This is a genomic window from Allorhizobium sp. nf9_anc (genome assembly GCF_056323085.1).
The window spans coordinates 3,242,085-3,261,301 of sequence record NZ_CM150481.1 but is presented as its reverse complement, the minus strand read 5'-3'; the positions used below and the strand labels follow the sequence as shown (position 1 = coordinate 3,261,301).

Below are 19,217 nucleotides of genomic sequence, written 5' to 3'. Positions count from 1 at the left end.
GACGCTCAGCTCGCAAGGCGCGGTGTCGTCACGATCTTGAGGAAGAGCGCGTTCATCGCCTCGGTGATCCCCTGGCTCGGGCTGACTTCGAAGAACAGCCCCGGCGATGCACAGGATTGCATGCGTGTCGGGATCTGGCTCTGGAACGGGCTGATCCACTTGTTGTACCAATCATTGGTCGGCAGCGGCAGATAGGTGGTGTAAAGAACGGCGATCCGGTAGCCCTTGCTCTTCAACGCCTCGCATTGCGTGGTGTCGATCGGCTCCTGACAGCGCCCGTTCGTCGTCTTCTTGGTGCAGCTGCTGGGCTTGTAGGCATCACCCACGCCGTCGGAGACGAAGAAAAGGATCTTCTCCGGATTGCCGGCCGACGAGCCGGTTCCTGCCGTCCCCATAAGCTCGCCGATGTTCTTCAGCGCCCGGTCGAAATCGGTCTGCTGGTCGTTGTCATATCCCTGGTACGGGATCGACATGAGCCCAATCCCGGATGCGCTCGCCTTAACCTGGTCGAGATTGTCGGTGAGGGACGCGACCTGAAGAAGCTTGGTGTCCTCGGCCTTCTCGCCGAAGGTATAGACCGCCATGCGGTACTGGTTGGAGCTCTTGCGCGAGCTCTTTGCCGTCTCCATCAAGGCCGCGGTTGCCTTGGCCACGACATCGATGCGGATGGTGACGCCAAGCCTCTTGGCGAGGTAGTAGTAGCTGTTCTTGTCCTCCACGCCATCTTTGACGATATGGCAGGCGAAGGCGCACTTGTCCCTCGTGTTGTCGACCATCTTTGTCACGTCGGCCGGGGTGGCCCCGACGCCCATGGATGGCGTGTTGTCGAGAAGAAGGTAGAAATCGCGGAACGTATCCGTCTGGAAGACGGCCTCCGCCCTGCCGCCAACGGTGACATCGGACTGGCCAAGGATGCGGGCAAGCGATGTGGGAACCGTCGCATCGAAGGTGAAGATCGCCTTCACCTGCGTGCCGGTTTTCACCACATCCACATCGAAGTTCTTGAGCTCGTACTCTTCAGACATCTTGGCATGGCCGATGAACACCTTCTTGGCGTCCTCGATGGCCGCGGACAATTGCCCATCAGACTTCATCTGCATGGCCTGCATGACACCTGCAGAGGTTTCCGCGACGGCAGCAATCGCCGCCGCATCGGCGGCAGCCTGCAGCGTGCTTCGCACCATCAGTGCATTGCTGATATCGATCGCAAAACCGGCAACCCCGATAACAGGCACCAGCATCAGCGCCGTCATCACACCAAAGTTGCCGCTGCGGTCACGGAAAAAACGCCCTAGCATAAATTACCCCCATAAAGTCATGGGTAATTTAGAGGCGTCTTGTGTCGATTCCGTTCATCGGCATGGTTACGGAAATGCTATCGGCCCTGTTCGCTCAGGCTGCCGTCACCTTTTTCTTCGCAGGCGGGTTCTCCGCATCGTAGTTGGCGCGCGCTTCGCGAATGCGTCCGTGGTGTTCTGCCGTCCACACGACGAGCGTTGCAACCGGCCCCAGCAAGGATTGTCCAAGTTCCGTTAGTCGGTACTCGACGCTCGGCGGCTGTGTCGGAAACACCTCGCGGTGGACAAGCCCATCACGCTGCAGGCTTCTCAGCGTGCCGGTCAGCATCGCCTGCGAGATGTCGGGTATCGCCCGCTTCAACTCCCCGAAGCGATGCGGCTTCAAGCCGAGTGTTTGCAGGATGAGCGACGCCCACTTGTCGCCTATGTGAGAGAAGACATCGCGCACCGGGCAGTTCGCCGCGTCGAACACCGTATTGATCGGTTCTCTCATCATGGCCATCGCCGTTCCGATCGCCGCTGTGAAATCGGGCTGTGTCTTGGCATGTGCGGTCATGGGTATCGTCCTCAGAACCTGGTTCTAAAAAACTGCCTACTTTACGGCAGAATGTTGATCTGCAATTTAGACCTACTCTGAAATTTAAACCAGCCCTAAAATTCATGGGCACATCGAACGGACCTGACATGACAGCCAAGTATCTCGTCACCGGCGCATCCGGCCAGCTCGGCCAGCGCGTTCTTCATCACCTCCTGGCCACGGAAGGCGTCACGGCCTCCGATATCATCGCAGCAAGCCGCAAGCCTGAGCAACTGGCAGATCTCGCCGCCAAGGGCGTCCAGACGCGTCGCGTGGATTTCGATGATGCAGCGTCAATGCAGACCGCTTTCGCAGACGCTCAGCGCGTGCTGATCATCAGCACGGACACGCTCGATCGCCCAGGCCACCGTCTGGCGCAGCATCGTGCAGCTGTCGCCGCTGCCGAGAAGGCTGGCGTCCAACATCTGCTCTACACCTCGATGCCCGAGCCCAAGAATTCGCCGCTGCTCTTCGCACCCGACCATGAAGGCACCGAAGCTGCCATCGAGGCGAGCGCGCTGCCGGCCTGGACGATCCTGCGCAACAACTGGTACTTCGAAAACGTGATGATGAGCGCCGGTCCGGCACTCGCCTCGGGCCACTGGTACTCGGCGGCCGGCGAAGGCAAGGTTGCCCACATCCTGCGCGATGATATCGCGCGTGCCATCGCCGCAGCACTCGTTGCAGCCGGCAGCGAGAAGAAAGTCTACACGCTGACGGGATCCACGTCCTACACGCATCGCGAAATGGCTTCGCTGATCTCCGCCGCCGCCGGCAAGGAAATCGCGGTCATCGATGTCCCGGTCGAGGGGCTCGTCCAGGGCATGGTCGGTGCAGGCCTGCCGGAACCCGTGGCACGCGTTTTCGCGTCGGTCGATACCATGATCGGGCACGGGGGCCTCGCCCACATCACCGGTGACTTCAAGGCATTGACGGGCGTTGAACCCCAGAGCTTCGAGGCATGGGTCGAGAGCCAGTCCGGCGCTTTCAAATCCATGGTCGCCTGACATTCCCTATCGGCCTCCGCCGGGCCGATCCGGACATGTCATATCCCACACGTGGCATGACCGAGGACCGCTCGTCCCCCCTGGACGGGCGGTTTTCGCATGAATCGAGTATTGTCTGCGAAAACCTCCTGATTGGCGCAAACGTTCGTTCTGCCTCTTTCTCAGGCATGGCTGCCTTCAACACATGCATCGGCGATGATCAGAACCGGCTGGAGAGCCGGTTTTGCCGTGTCTGGAGCCAGAAGCAGACTTGGCACGCCCCTTGCTCCTCTACCGGCAGAGTTAGCCGCTAGGGTTCCGGCGCCGCAGGGCGTGGCTGGTCCGAGAGCGGCTCCCGATGGAGAGACATCCCATCGGGTGCACGGCGGGACAAAAGCCCGGGAGACCTCGTAAGCCAAGGGATTGGCGGCGCGATGGTCCATGCCGATCCCTTTTCGAAGACGCAAAAGGGGAATTTCTACATGCAGACTGTCAAGACACTCCTGTCGATCACCGCCCTGGCCGGCGCGCTCGCCCTCAGCCAGATGGCACCGGCCGAGGCCGCGCCGAAAAAGGATTTCAAGGTCGCCTGGTCGATCTATGTCGGCTGGATGCCCTGGGGCTATGCCAATGACACCGGCATCGTGAAGAAGTGGGCCGAAAAATACGGCATCAACATCGAGGTCACGCAGTTCAACGACTACGTGGAATCGATGAACCAGTATACCGCCGGTGCCTTTGACGCCGTGACGCTCACCAACATGGATGGCCTGTCGATCCCTGCCGCCGGTGGCGTCGATACGACCGCCGTCATCGTCGGGGACTTTTCGAACGGCAATGACGCCCTCATCCTGAAGGACAAGGACAAGCTCGAGGATGTGAAGGGCCAGAACGTCAATCTTGTCGAGTTCTCGGTCTCCCATTATCTGCTCGCCCGCGCGCTTGAAAGCATTGGTTCCTCCGAGCGCGACGTGAAGGTGGTCAACACCTCGGATGCCGATATGGTTGCCGCCTACCAGACGTCTGATGTGACGGCGGTCGTCACCTGGAACCCGCTGGTCTCCTCCATTCTCGAAGATGCCTCCGCCAAGAAGGTCTTTGATAGCGCGCAGATCCCGGGCGAGATCATCGACCTGATGGTCGCCAATACCGACGTGCTCAAGGACAACCCGGATTTCGGCAAGGCGCTGGCAGGCATCTGGTACGACACAATGGTCGTCATGACCGCCGATACCGAAGAGGGCAAGGCAGCCCGGACCGCGATGGGAACGGCTTCCGGAACGGATCTCGCCGGCTTCGAAGCCCAGATGGCCGCCACCAAGCTCTTCGACAAGCCGGCTGATGCGGTGGCCTTCACCGCCTCGCCGGATCTGTCCAAGACCATGGATCTCGTGCGTACCTTCCTCTTCGACAAGGGCCTTCTTGGCAGCGGCGCGCCGTCTGCCGATGTCATCGGTATCGAACTGGCAGATGGCTCCGTTCTTGGCGACAAGGAGAACGTCAAGTTCCGCTTCACCACCACCTACATGGACGCGGCCGCCAAGGGCGCTCTCTGAGGCAGATCCATGCCGCCCGGTTGACCTTGTCGTCCGGGCGGCTCCCGCCTCCCTGAAATCCTGGAGTGGTCGATGCGCTGGATCAATGCTCATCCCGGAAATGGCGCGCGCCTGACGCTCGTGCTTCTGCCCTTCGTGCTGGTGCTTGGCGCCTACATGATCGGCTCGGCGGAGCGGCTGGCTGAAAACCCGAACGACAAGCTGCTGCCCGGTTTCGCTGCCCTCTGGGAGGGTATCAGCCGCATGGCCTTCACGGCTGACGTCCGAACCGGCGAATACCTGCTCTGGTCGGACACCTGGGCGAGCTTGGGGCGCCTCTTTGCCGGGCTTGGCATCGCCACCGCGATCGCGCTGCTCCTCGGCCTCGTCATCGGCATCCTGCCCTATGCACGGGCAGCCCTCTCCCCCTTTGTCGGTGCCATCTCAATGGTCCCGCCGCTGGCGCTCCTGCCAATCCTCTTCATCGTCATGGGGCTCGGCGAGGCGTCGAAGATTGCGCTGATCGTCATCGGTGTCGCACCGATCATGATCCGCGATCTGGCGCTGACGGCGACATCCCTGCCGCGTGAAATGATCGTCAAAGCCGAAACCCTCTCGGCCTCGTCCTGGCAGATCGCGTTGCGCGTCGTGCTGCCGCAGATCCTGCCGCGCCTCATCACCACGCTCCGCCTGCAGCTCGGCCCCGCCTGGCTCTTCCTCATTGCCGCCGAAGCGATCTCCTCGGACAGCGGCCTCGGCTACCGCATCTTCCTGGTGCGTCGCTATCTCTCGATGGACGTCATCTTCCCCTATGTGCTCTGGATCACGCTGCTCGCGATCCTCACCGACATCCTGCTCGATCGCCTGCGCATCGCCGTCTTCCCCTGGTCCGAACTGGAGAAGGGCAAATGAGCGCGCTCTCCGTCAAGAACCTCTGGAAGGAATATGGCGACCAGATCGTGCTCGAGAATGTCTCGATCGAGATCGAATCCAGAGCCTTCGTCGCGCTTGTCGGGCCCTCCGGCTGCGGCAAGTCGACCTTCCTGCGCCTGCTGCTCGGCCAGGAGCGCCAGACGAAGGGCGAGATCCTGCTCGATGGCACCCCTCTGCCGAAAGAGCCAGGGCCGGACCGCGGCGTCGTCTTCCAGCGCTACTCCGTTTTTCCGCATCTGACCGTGCTCGGCAATGTCATGCTCGGCAAGGAGCTGAAAGCCTCGCGCTTCGCCGCCCGCCTGTTCGGTGCCGCGAAGCGCGCGGTGGAGGACGAAGCCCGCGCGATGATCGCGGCGGTCGGGCTTGCCGGGTCCGAGGACAAGTATCCGGCCCAACTCTCCGGCGGCATGCAGCAGCGACTGGCGCTCGCCCAGGCGCTGATCATGCGGCCTAAGGTGCTGCTGCTCGACGAACCGTTCGGCGCGCTCGATCCCGGTATTCGGGCTGAGATCCATATGCTGATGAAAAAGCTCTGGCACGAGGCGCCGATGACCGTGGTCATGGTCACCCATGACATGCGCGAGGCCTTCACGCTTGCGACCCGCGTCGTTGCCTTCGAGCGGCCCCGCGACCGCCCCGAAGAAAAGCTCCGCTACGGCGCGACGATCACCCGCGACATCGCCATCTGGCCGCCCCGCAAGGCGGGCGAGGCCTCCCTCTTTCGCCCCGACCGGGACGGCCCGGTCTCTTCAAAGGGTCAATAGCCGGGACGACCCGGCCAACGAAACCACTGGAGATGACAATGCATATCCGACGTTCCCCCGAAGAGATCGCCGCCAACCGGGCGCGCTACGAGGAGCATCAGAAGAAGGGGCTGGAATTCGCACCGAAGGCATTACCGGGTAAGAGCGTAAAGCCTGCGCCCGCAATCGCTGCTGACAAGATCGTGCACCAGGAGAAGCTGCCCGGCGGCTGGTATTGGTGGACCCGCGTCAAGGCCAGCGAGACGCTGCGCATCGCGCTTGATGAAGGTCTGTCGACCGTATCGGTCGTCGCCTGGAATGCCGAGGACCCGACCGAGCGCATGAACCTGCCTGATACCGTCAAGGTGCAGTGGACCACCGGGCTTGGAAAGGGTCGTGTCATCTTCTCCGACATGGGCAAGGTCATGTTCTCGATCACCGAGGACAGCTCCGGTGCTCATGACGTGCTGATGGGCGGCTCGACAGCCTCCTCGAACGCAAAGAAATATGCCGGGCAGAATGGTCCGGCGCTGCGCAACACCCGCGACAACTTCGTGCTCATCGCCACCAAGGCCGGCCTCGATAAGCGCGACATTCCGACGGCTCTCGCCCTCTTCGCACCCGTCCGTGTTAATGCCGACGGCAAATTCGAGTGGAAGCCGGAACTCGTTGCCGAGGGCGACTATGTCTATCTGCGCGCCGAGATGGACATGATCGTCGGCTTCTCCAATTGCCCGCATCCGCTCGATCCCAACCCGGTCTATGCCCCCAATCCCGTCAGCATCCTCAGGGTCGCGGCCACCGAGCCAGCGGCGGATGATCTGTGCCGGACCGCGACTGCAGAAGCCGTCCGTGGCTTTGAAAACAACGCTTTTGCGGCGCTGTGAGAGGAGAGGCGACCATGACCAGTTTCATCCAGACCTCTCCCGCCCGCACACTCTCCAACACCGCGCAGGATCATTATATCGCTGCCGAAGCGCCCTTCTCGAGCTTTATCAAAAAGGGTCAGGTGGTGCGCATCGAGGACAGCTATGGCCAGCAGGCCGTCGATACGCTCTTCTACAATGCCCATGATTTCTCCGAGCGCTATTCGAGCCAGGACACCATGCGCGAACAGGGGGCGGCCTATATCTCGACCGGCACCAAGGTGATCTCCAACGAAGGCCGGGTGATGTTGACGGTGACCGCCGACAGCTGTGGCCGGCACGATACCTCTGCCGGCGCCTGCTCCTGTGAAAGCAACACGGTCCGCTTCGGCCACTACACGAAATACCTGCATGCCTGCCGCGACAACTTCGTCATCGAGGTTTCCAAACATGGCATGAGCAAGCGCGACGTTGTGCCGAACATCAACTTCTTCATGAACGTGCCGATCGAACCTTCAGGCGAGATGACAATCGTCGACGGCATCTCCGCCCCCGGCGACTATGTCGAGCTGAAGGCGGAGATGGATGTGCTGCTCGTCATCTCCAATTGCCCGCAGATCAACAACCCTTGCAATGGCTTCGATCCGACCCCGATCCGGGTGCTCGTCTGGGACGACGAGGCAGTCTGATGTTCAAAAAGGTTCTGATTGCTAATCGCGGCGAAATCGCCGTGCGCGTCATCAAGACGCTGCAAAAAATGGGGATCGCAAGCGTTGCGGTCTATTCCGATGCCGACCGCTTTTCGAAACCCGTGCTCATGGCCGACGAGGCGGTGCGCCTCGGCCCCGCACCCGCCAGCGAAAGCTACCTCAACGTCGACGCCGTGATTGCCGCCTGCCGTCAGACGGGTGCGCAAGCCGTTCATCCCGGCTATGGCTTTCTCTCGGAGAACATCGGCTTTGCCGAGCGGCTGGAGGCGGAAGGCATCACCTTCATCGGTCCGACGTCGGACAACATTTCCGCCTTCGGCCTCAAGCACACGGCGCGCGAACTGGCCAAGGCGAGCGGCGTGCCGCTGTTGCCCGGCTCCGGCCTGCTCGACAGCCGGGAAGAGGCTCTCTCCGTAGCTGAGGAGATCGGCTATCCGGTGATGCTGAAGTCGACAGCCGGCGGCGGCGGCATTGGCATGCAGCTCTGCGATAGCGCCGAAGCCCTGGCCGCAGCCTTCGACACGGTCCAGCGCACGGCAAAATCCAGTTTCGGCGATGCCCGCGTCTATCTCGAACGCTTCGTCTCCAAGGCCCGCCATGTCGAGGTGCAGATCTTCGGCGACGGCAAGGGCAGGGTCATTGCGCTCGGCGAGCGCGACTGCTCGCTACAACGCCGGAACCAGAAGGTGATCGAAGAAACTCCTGCCCCGGGGCTGTCCGATGCCGTGCGCCAGCGCCTGCATGCGGCAGCCGTATCGCTCGGCCGGCAGGTGGCCTACGCCTCCGCCGGGACGGTCGAATTCATCTATGATCCCGCCCGCGAAGAATTCTATTTTCTGGAGGTGAACACGCGACTGCAGGTCGAGCATCCGGTGACGGAAGCCGTCTTTGGTGTTGATCTCGTCGAATGGATGATCCGTCAGGCAGCCGGCGAAGACGTGCTGACCGGCAAGGAAAACCTCGTGCCAAGGGGTGCCGCGATCGAAGCGCGTCTCTATGCCGAAATGCCCCATGCCGGTTTCCGCCCAAGTGCCGGCCTGCTGACCGAGGTGGTCTTCCCCGACGGCATTCGCGTCGATGGCTGGGTGGAGACGGGAACCGAAGTCACGCCTTTCTATGATCCCATGCTCGCCAAGGTGATCGTCTCGGGCGCGGATCGCGATACGGCCATTGCGGCGCTCTCCTCCACGCTGGAAAAAACCTCGCTTGCCGGTATCGAGACCAATCTTGAATACCTGAAGGCGATCGCCGCCTCCGATCTGTTCCGCAGCGGCGATGTCGCGACCACGGCGCTCAAGGATTTCGCCTTCGTGCCCGATGTCGTCGAGGTCATCGCCCCCGGCGCGCAGTCGAGCCTGCAGGAACTGCCGGGCCGTCTGGGTCTCTGGCATGTCGGCGTGCCGCCATCGGGCCCGATGGACGAACGCTCCTTCCGCCACGCCAACCGGCTGGTCGGCAACCACGATCACACGGCGGCTCTGGAACTCACCGTCTCGGGGCCGATGCTGAAATTCTTCTCCGATACCGTGATTGCGCTTGCCGGAGCGGTGATGCCGATGAAGCTCGACGGCGTCGAGCTGCCCCATGATCAGGCGGTCCAGGTCAAGGCCGGCCAGACGCTGGCCATCGGCAGCATTGCCGGTGCCGGTCAACGCGCCTATCTGGCGGTCTCCGGCGGCTTCGATGCCCCCTTGGTCATGGGCTCCCGCGCCACCTTCGGCCTCGGCCAATTCGGCGGCAATGCCACCGGCACACTGCGCGCAGGCCATGTCTTGCGCCTGGCCCGCCGTAGCCAGACCGATGTCCTGCCGGCAACCCAGCCGCCTGAACTGACCCGCGAATGGTCCGTCGGCGTGCTCTACGGTCCGCATGGCGCGCCCGACTTCTTCCTGGAGGAGGATATCGAGACCCTGTTCTCGACGCCTTACGAGGTGCATTTCAACTCGGCGCGCACAGGTGTCCGCCTGATCGGCCCGGCCCCCAAATGGGCGCGCGAGGATGGCGGCGAGGCGGGGCTTCATCCCTCCAACTTGCATGACAACGCCTATGCGATCGGCGCCATCGATTTCACCGGCGACATGCCGATCATCCTTGGCCCCGACGGCCCAAGCCTCGGCGGCTTCGTCTGCCCGGCAGTGATCGCCCGCGACGAGCAGTGGAAGATGGGTCAATTCAAGCCGGGGGATAAGATCCGATTCCATGCCGTGGCCCGCGCAATCGATCCGCTGGCGGGACCGACGGTCAAGCGCATATCCGAAGCAGCCGGGTCGGCAGTGATCGGAGCGACTGAGGCAGGCAGCGTGCCTGTCGTCTATCGCCGCCAGGGTGACGATAATCTGCTGGTCGAATACGGCCCGATGCAGCTCGACATCGGCATCCGCATGCGCGTGCATCTGCTGATGCAGGCGGTGAAGGAGGCAAAACTTCAGGGCCTCATCGATCTGACACCCGGCATCCGCTCGCTGCAGATCCACTACGACAGCACCACGCTGTCGCGCTCAAAACTTCTTGCCGCCCTCGCCGAGATCGAGAAGAGCCTGCTTCCGGTCTCCGCCGTCAAGGTACCGAGCCGGACCGTCTGGCTGCCGCTCTCCTGGAACGATCCGGATGCGGAACTGGCCATGCGCAAGTATCAGGAACTCGTGCGCCCCAACGCGCCGTGGTGCCCATCGAACATCGAGTTCATCCGCCGCATCAACGGGCTCCCCGACGAGCAGGCGGTGAAGGATACGATCTTCAACGCCTCCTATCTCGTGATGGGCCTCGGCGATGTCTATCTCGGCGCGCCGGTTGCAACGCCCATCGATCCGCGCCACCGGCTGGTGACGACGAAGTACAATCCGGCCCGCACCTGGACGCCGGAAAACGCCGTCGGCATCGGCGGTGCCTATATGTGCATCTATGGCATGGAAGGGCCGGGCGGCTATCAGCTCTTCGGCCGCACGATCCAGGTCTGGAACACCTGGCGGCAGACGGATGTCTTCGCCAAGGGCAAGCCCTGGCTGCTCGATTTCTTCGACCAGATCCGCTTCTTCCCGGTGAGCCATGAAGAGCTGACGGAGGCCCGCGCGGCCTTCCCGCATGGCGGTTATCCGATCCGGATCGAGGAGGGCACCTTCTCCTATGCCGACTACGAGGCAGAGCTTGCTCGCAATGCAGACAGCATCGGCGCCTTCAAGCAGGGACAGCAGGCGGCCTTCGAGGCAGAGCGAAAGCGCTGGAAGGACGAAGGGCTCGACTCGTTCCAGGTCGATGACGGCGCAGGCGTCAGCCTCGGCGGCGATATCCCCGAAGGCTGCTTCGGGGTGGAAAGTGCTGTGCCCGGCAATGTCTGGAAACTGCTGGTCGAGCAAGGCCAGTCCGTGCAGGCTGGCGATACGCTTGCCATCATCGAGTCGATGAAAATGGAAATCACCGTCGCCGCCCATGCCGCCGGCCGCGTCCGAGATCTGCGTGCCGGGCCGGGGCGCAACGTCAAGGCCGGCGATGTCCTGGTCATCTTGGAGGATCTGTAATGCTGCCGACTATTCTCGATCTTGCTTCGCTCAAGGCCGCCTATGCCAGCGGGCTGACCCCGCTCGACCTCGTCGAAGAGGTGATCGCCCGCCGCAAGGCTTCGGACGATCCGGCGGTCTTCATCACGCAGACGCCGGATGATCACTTGCGGGCAGCCGCAAAGGCCCTGATGGAACGCGCGCCGGTGCCGAACAGTCTGCCGCTCTGGGGCGTGCCCTTTGCAGTCAAGGACAATATCGATGTCTCCGGCCTGCCGACCACTGCAGCCTGCCCTGCCTTCGCCTACCAGCCGGAGATGGACTCAACGGTCGTTGCCAGACTGAAGGCCGCCGGCGCCCTCGTCATCGGCAAGACCAATCTCGACCAGTTTGCGACAGGCCTCAACGGCACGCGGTCTCCTTATGGTGCGCCGCGCTCCGTCTTCGACAAGGCCTATGTCTCCGGCGGCTCATCGTCCGGTTCTGCCGTCACGGTCGCGGCGGGGCTGGCGAGCTTTGCGCTGGGCACGGACACCGCTGGTTCCGGCCGCGTGCCCGCCGCCTTCAACAACCTCGTTGGCATCAAGCCGACGCCTGGCCTCGTGCCGAATGTCGGCGTCGTGCCGGCCTGCCGCAGCGTCGACGTCGTGACGGTCTTTGCCGCGACCGTCGGCGATGGCGTCGCGATCCGCAAGGTCATGGACGGCTATGACGCCGGTGATCCCTATTCCCGCAAGGCGTCGCCAGTGGCCCTGCCGGGTTCAGGCCTGCGCATCGGCGTGCTTGAAGGTGCCGAGCGCGAGTTCTTCGGCAACGCGGCCGTTGAAGCCCTCTACGATCAGGCAATCGAGCGGGCAAAGTCGCTCGGCGCTGTGATCGTCCCCTTCGACTACGCGCCGTTCCGCCAGGCCGCCGAACTGCTCTACAACGGCCCTTGGGTCGCCGAGCGTCTCGCAGCGGTGAAGGAGTTCATCGGCACCAATGCCGATGATTTTGACCCGACGGTGCGCACCATCATCGAAGGCGCGAAGGCCTACGACGCGGTCGCGGCTTTCGAGGGCCAATATAAGCTCGGCCATCTCAGCCAGAAGGCGCTTGTCGAATGGGAAAAGCTCGACGTCCTGATGCTGCCGACATCGCCGACGACCTATACGGTCGAGGCGATGCTGGCAGACCCGATCGTCAAGAACAGCCATTTCGGGCGTTACACCAACTTCGCCAATCTCTTCGGTTACGCAGCTATCGCCGTGCCCGGCGGCTTCGGTTCGGATGGCCTGCCAAGCGGTGTCACCTTCTTTGGCCCCTCCTTCTCCGACGATGCGCTAGCCCCCTTTGCCGACGCCATGCACCGCGCTTGCGCCTGCGGCATGGGCAAGGACAAGACTGCAGTCCTGCCGGAAGCCTCGAAGGTTGCCGAACCCGATGATGGCCTCGTCACGATCATGGTCGTCGGCGCGCATCTGACCGGCATGCCGCTCAACCACGAACTGACAGGCCCCGGCGGCAAGCTGGTGAAGACTTGCCGCACCGCCGGCGACTACCGCCTCTTCGTCCTGCCCAACACCACGCCGCCCAAGCCGGGCCTGATCCGCGAACCGGGTTTTGCCGGCAAGGGGCTTGAGGTGGAAGTCTGGAAGGTAACGCCCGCAGCCTTCGGCCGCTTCGTCCAGAACATCCCCGCACCGCTCGGTATCGGTAAGGTCACGCTGGACGACGGCGCCCAAGTCTCCGGCTTCCTCTGCGAGCCCTACGCCATAGTGGGCGCGCATGAGGTAACTGATCTCGGCGGCTGGCGCGCCTATATCGCGTCGGGGAAGTGATCGGCAGTTGTCCTGCGGCCGGCGTATATCCCGTTGACATATCCCGCATCCATGCCAGGATGTGGGATATGTCCGTGGTATATGGCGAGGGCGTTGGGATATGGAAAAGGGTGCAGTCTTTCAGAGTAATCGCAGCCAGGCGATCCGGCTGCCGAAGGCGGTCGCCTTGCCGGATGATGTGAAGCGCGTCGATATCGTCGCCGTGGGACGGACCCGGATCATCGCGCCTGCAGGAGAAATCTGGGACAACTGGTTCGAGGGCGAGGCCGCGCCCCATGACTTCATGACCGATCGCGACCAGCCAGGAGAGCAAGAGCGGGAAGCGCTCTGATGCTCAAATACATGCTCGATACGAACATCTGCATCTTCACGGTGAAGAACCGTCCCGCTCATATGCGCGAGGTGTTCAACCGGCATCATGGTCAGATGTGCATCAGCGCTGTGAGCCTGATGGAGCTGATTTACGGAGCGGAGAAATCCGCGTCACCGGAACGCAACCTGGCTGTTGTCGAGGGTTTCGCAGCGCGCCTCGATGTTCTCCCATACGATGAGATCGCTGCCAGTCACACAGGCCAATTGCGAGCAGAATTGGCGAAGTCCGGCACACCGATTGGCCCTTATGACCAGATGATCGCGGGCCACGCCCGCTCGCGTGGGCTGATCATCGTGACCAACAACCGTCGGGAATTCGACCGTGTCCCGGGGCTTCGCGTCGAAGACTGGGCAACAAGCGCGCCGTGACCTTCCAGCTACTTACCCCTCAGGGCATCTGCGCGCCCCGCGTCGCGGTATAGATCGCATAAAGCGAGGTCGAAGCGGTGATGAACAGGCGGTTCCGGCGTGGCCCGCCGAAGGTCAGGTTGGCGACGGCCTGCGGCACCAGGATCTTGCCGAGCAGCGTGCCATCGGGATGGAAGCAGTGCACGCCATCGGCAGCGCTCGACCAGAGGTTCCCATCCGCATCCGTCCGCATCCCGTCGGGAATGCCCTTGTCGATATGGGCAAAGACGCGACCATTCGTCAGCCGCTTGCCATCTGTCACATCGAACACACGGATATGGCGCGGCGCATCCGGTTTGTGGCTGGCGCCGGAATCGGCGACGTAGAGCAACGTCTCGTCGGGCGAGAAGCAAAGCCCGTTCGGCTGCAGGAAGTCGTCGACCACGATGGTGAGTTCGCCGGTGGTAGGTTCGAGCCGGTAGACATTGCGGCTCGCCTGTTCCTCGTCGGCCTTGTAGCCTTCGTAGTCGGAGAGGATGCCGTAGGACGGGTCGCTGAACCAGACGCTGCCGTCGGACTTGACCACCACGTCGTTGGGTGAGTTCAGCCGCTTGCCCTCGTAGCGATCGGCAAGCGTCGCGATCGTCCCGTCGATCTCGGTACGGATGACGCGACGCCCGCCGTGTTCGCAGGACACGAGCCGTCCCTCGCGGTCGCGCGTATTGCCGTTGATGAACTGCGACGGCGCGCGATAGACCGAGATGCCGGCCCCCTCGATCCAGCGCAACACGCGCTCGTTCGGAATATCGCTGAACAGCAGATAGCCGCCATCGTTGAACCAGACGGGACCCTCGGCCCATCGGCAGCCGGTGTAAAGTTCATCCAGGCCGGCGCTGGACACGAGCAAGTCGCAGAAGCGGGGGTCACGGATCTCGTAATGCGGGTTTTCCATGGGACGATCCTGGCAGGGCTTCAGGTTTTGCCGGCGCTGCGCGTGGTCGGCAGCATGATGACGGCGATGATGATGAGACCGGTGAGAATGAGGCGGATGCCTGCGCCAAAACCGTAGGTATTCAGCATCGAAACCACAAGGAACATGAAGAGCGAGGCGCCCCATATCCCCGGAACATTCGAATTGCCTCCGGCAACCGCCGTGCCGCCGATAACGACGACGGCGATCGACATCAGGAGATATTCCGTGCCCATATTGAGCGCCGCACCACCAGAGAAGCTGGCAAGCAGATAGCCGCAGAGGGAGGCGAGCACGGCGCAGAGCAGGTAGGTGACCAGTCGCGTGCCGTCGATCGGGATGCCGGCCATGCGGGCGGCGCGGATGCTCTGACCGATCGCGGCGATCGAGCGCCCATAGACGGTGCGATTGATCACATACCAGACGAGCGCGGAGAGTACCAAAGCAACAAGCGCGACATTGGGGATGCCCACAGTCGAGGAGGTCGTGAAGTCGGCAAGCCAGCTTGGCGGCTTGATGCGCAAGCCCCGGTTTGTCCAGATCGCCGTCGATTGAACGATGAAGCTCATCGACAGCGTTGCGATGATCGGCGGAATGCGGAGCAGCTTGATGAGCGCATAGTTGCCGATGCCGATCGCGATCCCGACACCGATGGCAACGACAAGCCCGGTCAGGATCATGCTGTTCTCGACATTCATCACCTTGAGCGAGACGGTTGCGGCAAGCGTCATGTTGGCGGGAACCGAGAGGTCGATATTCCCGGGGCCGAGCGTGATCACAAGCATCTGGCCGAGGCCGACCAGCACCGAGAAGGCCCCGAAGGTGAGGGCCGCCTGAGCGAGGCCGACGGTGCTCGCCCCGCCCGTGAAGACAATGGTGACGAGGAAGACGCTGGCGGCCGCGATAAAGGACCAGATCCAGGTCCGGGAGAAGAGTGTGGAGAGTGCTTGGGTCATGACTTGCCCTTCCGGCCTTCGGCGCGATTGAGGGCAAGACGCAGCGTTAAGACAAGGATCAGGATCGCCCCTTGAGCGCCAATCTGCCAGTCCGGCGAGATCCGCAGGAAGGACAGGAAGGAGCCGGCCAGTGTCAGGGTGAGTGCACCGATAACAGCACCGATCGGCGAGACGCGCCCGCCGACGAATTCACCGCCGCCGAGAATGACACCGGCGATCGAGAGCAGCGTATAGCGCAGCGCGATATTGGCGTCCGCCGAGGTGGTGAGCCCCACCAGCGCCATGCCGGCGAGCACTGCAAAGAAGCCGGCGAAACCATAGACGGCCGCCCGTGCTCCGATGATCGACCATCCGGCCCGGGCAACCGAGCGGCTATTGCCGCCCACCCCGCGCAAGACGACGCCGAAGGACGAGCGCATGATGACATAGTGGCTGATAACGGCGATCAGGATGCTGGCGACGATCGCCATGGGTAGCAGCGGCGGCTTGACCGTCATGATCGCACGGATCCAGCCGGGTGCCTCACCGCCGGGCGCCGGCAGGATCAGAACCGCAAGCCCACCCCAGACGAAACTCATGCCGAGCGTCACCACGATCGAGGGCAGATCCCGAAGATGGATCATCACACCGATCAGGGCATAGACGCCGATCGCTGCCATCAGAATGAGGACGCCCAGCAGGGGAGACGACTGCAGAAAGGTCGCCGTCACGCAGGCGACGAAGCTGACAAAGGTGCCCATCGACAGATCGAGGTCGTTGACCGTCATGATCAGCATCTGCGCAATGGTGGCGAGTGCGATCGGGACGGCCAGATTGAACAGCAGGTTGAGCCCCGTATAGCTCATGGCTCGCGGCTGGAGATAGAAGACCGCAGCCAGCAGCCCGACCAGCGAAAGGGCCGGGATCAGCAGGCGCAACCCGTCGGCGGAGAAGAACTTCGTCATGCGGCCTCCTGGAAGGAGGCGGAGAGGATGTTTTCTTCTGTCACCTCGTCGCCCTTCAGTTCGGCAACGATCATGCCGTTGTTGAACACATAGACGCGATCGCAGAGGCAGACCTCGTCCATCTCGGTCGAGTACCAGACAAAGGTCCGCCCGGCGTCCGCCTCCTGACGCAGGATTGCATAAACCTCCTGCTTGGTGCCGAAGTCGACGCCGCGCATCGGGTCGTCCATCAGAACCACGGGTGCGCGGCTGGCCAGCGCCCGGGCGAACAGAACCTTCTGCTGGTTTCCGCCGGAGAGCGACAGGATGGGATTGTCCATGTCGGGAGTGCGGATGCCGATCCGCTCCTTCCAGGTCTGGCCCAGCGTCTCCTCCCGATCGAAATCCAGGGTCTGCAGCCGCGACAGATCCGGCAGGATGCCGATGCTGAGGTTTCGAAGAATGCTCCACAGCGTGAAGGTGCCGTTGACGGCACGGTCGCCGGCGACGAAGGCGACTTCGGGGTTATCAGCCCGCAGCCAGTTGCCGGTTCGGGATTCGAAGAGGCCGACCAGCATGTCGGTCTGGCCGTGCCCTCCGAGACCGGCGAAACCGACGATTTCACCCTTCATTGCCTGGAAGGGGAGCCCGCGCCCACGCACCGGCGCTGCGGTCAGCACACTGGCCGTATCCGTCCGTTGCAAGTGCGTGCGGGCCTCTCGCGTCTTCACCACGCTGCCCATGGCCTCGATCAGGCCGTGTTCTGAAAATTCCTCGGCCGGCCTCTGGCTGACCACCCTGCCGTCCTTCATGACGACGATGCGGCTGGAGACCGAGAGTATCTCGCCGAGAATATGGGAGATGAACAGGATCGACCCACCATCGCGGACAAAGCGCTCCACATAGGCGAGCAGTTGCTCGGCAAGCCGCGCATCGAGCGACGATGTCGGTTCGTCGAGGATGACGAGACGGACGGGACTGCCGATATCGCAGAAGGTGATCGCGATCTCCACCATCTGGCGTTCCGCGATGGTCAAAGTGCCGACGGCCTCATGGCAGTCTATCGAATGGCCTGGGAAGATTTCCTGCAATTTGCTCTCGATCAGGGCTGCCCCCCGCTTGCGCCAGCCCCAGCCTTTCAGGCTGCGATGCATGACGCGGGTGTTTTCCACGATCGTCAGGTTCGGGCAGAGCGACAGTTCCTGGAAGACGCAACGGATACCGGCCTCGCGCGCAGCGTTGATGCTATGGCCTCCGCTGCCGTGACCGTATCGGATGGTCCCCTCATGCGGGCTGAGCCCGCCATTGATGACATTGACGATGGTGGATTTGCCGGCGCCATTATGGCCAACAAGGCCGACGCATTCTCCAGCGCCGATCTCCAGCGTGACGCCGTCGAGCGCCTTCACTGCGCCGAAACTCACTCTCGCATCAGTAACGCTGACGACGGGCCGTCCATCGCCCTTATCGAGCATGGCATTCATCCTGAACAACTCTCTCACTCATGCGCCAAGGGTTCCCCATCCCGCCCGGCCCGAAGGCCGGACGGTCCGGGGAGGGTTCCGTTCGATCACTTGGCGGACGCGATCACCTTCTGGGCGTCTTCGAGCGAATACTCGACATTGGCGACACCGCCGGCCTGGGTGTTGGCCAGGTTGGCCTCGAGGTTGTCCTGGTCGATGCGCAGGAAGGGAACGACGAGGTCCTTCTTCACTTCCTTGCCGTCGAGGATCTGCTGGGCGACCCAGAAGGCAAGTGTGGAAACGCCGGGCGCAATCGAGACCGACATGGTCTCATACTTGTTGGCGTCCTTCTGTTCCTTCCACCACTTCAGCTCGTCCTCGCGGTTGCCCATGACGATGACAGGCATCGGACGGTTGGCAGCCGCAATCGCCTGGGCGGCACCATAGCCATCGCCACCCTGGGTCACGACACCGACGAGTTCCGGCAGGCTCGGCAGAATGCCGGCGACGGCCTTCTGCGCCACGTCCTGCGCCCAGTCGCCATGCACGGAGCCGACGATCTTGAACTGCGGGAACTGCTTCACGCCTTCATGGATGCCGGCCGAGATTTCGTCATCGACGAAGACGCCGGCCAGGCCGCGGATCTCGAGCAGATTGCCGCCCTGCGGCAGCTTGCCGGAGAGATATTCGACCTGGCTGCGGCCCATTTCCTTGAAGTCGACGGCGATGCGCCAGGCGCAGGGTTCGGTGACGATACCGTCGAAGGAAACGACGGTAATGCCGGCGTCACAGGCTTCCTTAACGGCGCCGTTGAGTGCCGTGGGCGAAGCGGCGTTGATGACGATCGCGTCATAGCCCTGCAGGATCATATTCTGGATCTGGGCTGCCTGTTCGGTCGCCTGGTTTTCGGCTGTCGTGAAGGCGTCGGCGGCTGCGACCTGTCCGGCCTTCACGGCCTCACCGGTGACCTTTTCCCAGCTGGTCAGCATGGCCTGGCGCCAGGAATTGCCGGCATAGTTGTTCGAAAGGGCAATCTTCTTGGCCGAGGTATCGGCCATTGCGGGCATGGATGTGGCGATAAGGCACAGTGCCGCGCTCGCCAGAAGGTATCTGCTGGTCTTCATGATCTCACTCCCTGTTGTCCGGCACTCTTGGCGCCGGTTTCCTCCAAACAGCCGGACGTGGCCCGGTCTGAATTCCCCGCCGAGTTCCTCTTCTCGGCA

Annotated in this window: 16 protein-coding genes, 1 pseudogene and 1 riboswitch; of the genes and pseudogenes, 10 read left to right on the top strand and 7 right to left on the bottom strand. The window is 62.7% G+C overall.

What is annotated here, in order from left to right:
• Positions 1-5: 5 nt before the first annotated feature.
• A complete protein-coding gene (locus AC02Y0_RS15930; protein ID WP_476379842.1) occupies positions 6-1,298 on the bottom strand; it encodes a TadE/TadG family type IV pilus assembly protein in 1,293 nt (430 codons plus the stop codon).
• 94 nt (positions 1,299-1,392) lie between these two features.
• The gene (locus tag AC02Y0_RS15925) at positions 1,393-1,854 is read right to left on the bottom strand and encodes a winged helix-turn-helix transcriptional regulator (RefSeq protein ID WP_476379841.1); all 462 of its coding nucleotides are present in this window, start codon (positions 1,852-1,854) and stop codon (positions 1,393-1,395) included.
• 128 nt (positions 1,855-1,982) lie between these two features.
• Here AC02Y0_RS15925 and AC02Y0_RS15920 point away from each other — a divergent pair, with 128 nt between their 5' ends.
• The 10 genes and pseudogenes from AC02Y0_RS15920 to vapC all read left to right on the top strand — a co-directional run bounded on the left by AC02Y0_RS15920 (position 1,983) and on the right by vapC (position 13,703).
• Positions 1,983-2,882: an SDR family oxidoreductase gene (locus AC02Y0_RS15920; protein WP_476379840.1), complete on the top strand. Its 900-nt coding sequence runs from the start codon at positions 1,983-1,985 to the stop codon at positions 2,880-2,882.
• A gap of 278 nt (positions 2,883-3,160) precedes the next feature.
• A riboswitch (guanidine-I (ykkC/yxkD leader) is annotated at positions 3,161-3,268 on the top strand.
• Between the two features lie 75 nt (positions 3,269-3,343).
• Complete coding sequence (locus tag AC02Y0_RS15915) at positions 3,344-4,417, top strand: putative urea ABC transporter substrate-binding protein (protein ID WP_476379839.1); 1,074 nt, start codon at positions 3,344-3,346, stop codon at positions 4,415-4,417.
• A 72-nt stretch (positions 4,418-4,489) separates the two neighbouring features.
• On the top strand, positions 4,490-5,308 hold the full coding sequence (locus AC02Y0_RS15910) for an ABC transporter permease (protein WP_476379838.1): 819 nt from the start codon (positions 4,490-4,492) through the stop codon (positions 5,306-5,308).
• Positions 5,305-6,127 (top strand): annotated as a pseudogene (locus tag AC02Y0_RS15905) (ABC transporter ATP-binding protein); the annotation flags it as partial. The gene AC02Y0_RS15910 and the pseudogene AC02Y0_RS15905, both read left to right, overlap by 4 nt.
• 4 nt (positions 6,128-6,131) lie before the next feature.
• Complete coding sequence (locus tag AC02Y0_RS15900) at positions 6,132-6,959, top strand: urea amidolyase associated protein UAAP1 (RefSeq protein WP_476379837.1); 828 nt, start codon at positions 6,132-6,134, stop codon at positions 6,957-6,959.
• 14 nt (positions 6,960-6,973) lie between these two features.
• Complete coding sequence (locus AC02Y0_RS15895; RefSeq protein WP_476379836.1) at positions 6,974-7,627, top strand: urea amidolyase associated protein UAAP2; 654 nt, start codon at positions 6,974-6,976, stop codon at positions 7,625-7,627.
• The gene (gene uca, locus AC02Y0_RS15890; protein ID WP_476379835.1) at positions 7,627-11,163 is read left to right on the top strand and encodes an urea carboxylase; all 3,537 of its coding nucleotides are present in this window, start codon (positions 7,627-7,629) and stop codon (positions 11,161-11,163) included. The genes AC02Y0_RS15895 and uca overlap by 1 nt, the downstream gene beginning before the upstream one ends.
• Positions 11,163-12,962, top strand: coding sequence for an allophanate hydrolase (atzF, locus tag AC02Y0_RS15885; RefSeq protein ID WP_476379834.1), 1,800 nt, complete (start codon positions 11,163-11,165; stop codon positions 12,960-12,962). Before uca ends, atzF begins: the two co-directional genes overlap by 1 nt.
• A 100-nt stretch (positions 12,963-13,062) precedes the next feature.
• Positions 13,063-13,293: a type II toxin-antitoxin system VapB family antitoxin gene (vapB, locus tag AC02Y0_RS15880; RefSeq protein WP_476379833.1), complete on the top strand. Its 231-nt coding sequence runs from the start codon at positions 13,063-13,065 to the stop codon at positions 13,291-13,293.
• Positions 13,293-13,703: a type II toxin-antitoxin system tRNA(fMet)-specific endonuclease VapC gene (gene vapC, locus AC02Y0_RS15875; protein WP_476379832.1), complete on the top strand. Its 411-nt coding sequence runs from the start codon at positions 13,293-13,295 to the stop codon at positions 13,701-13,703. The genes vapB and vapC overlap by 1 nt, the downstream gene beginning before the upstream one ends.
• Positions 13,704-13,722: 19 nt before the next feature.
• Here the strand turns inward: vapC and AC02Y0_RS15870 are convergent, their stop codons facing one another.
• The 5 genes from AC02Y0_RS15870 to AC02Y0_RS15850 form a co-directional block, all read right to left on the bottom strand.
• Entirely contained in the window at positions 13,723-14,634 is a 912-nt protein-coding gene (locus AC02Y0_RS15870; RefSeq protein ID WP_476379831.1) for an SMP-30/gluconolactonase/LRE family protein, read from the bottom strand.
• A 20-nt stretch (positions 14,635-14,654) separates the two neighbouring features.
• A complete protein-coding gene (locus AC02Y0_RS15865; RefSeq protein WP_476379830.1) occupies positions 14,655-15,608 on the bottom strand; it encodes an ABC transporter permease in 954 nt (317 codons plus the stop codon).
• The gene (locus tag AC02Y0_RS15860; RefSeq protein WP_476379829.1) at positions 15,605-16,552 is read right to left on the bottom strand and encodes an ABC transporter permease; all 948 of its coding nucleotides are present in this window, start codon (positions 16,550-16,552) and stop codon (positions 15,605-15,607) included. The genes AC02Y0_RS15865 and AC02Y0_RS15860 overlap by 4 nt, the downstream gene beginning before the upstream one ends.
• A complete protein-coding gene (locus AC02Y0_RS15855) occupies positions 16,549-18,015 on the bottom strand; it encodes an ATP-binding cassette domain-containing protein (protein WP_476379828.1) in 1,467 nt (488 codons plus the stop codon). The genes AC02Y0_RS15860 and AC02Y0_RS15855 overlap by 4 nt, the downstream gene beginning before the upstream one ends.
• 86 nt (positions 18,016-18,101) lie before the next feature.
• A complete protein-coding gene (locus AC02Y0_RS15850; RefSeq protein ID WP_112245892.1) occupies positions 18,102-19,118 on the bottom strand; it encodes an ABC transporter substrate-binding protein in 1,017 nt (338 codons plus the stop codon).
• Positions 19,119-19,217: the final 99 nt, after the last annotated feature.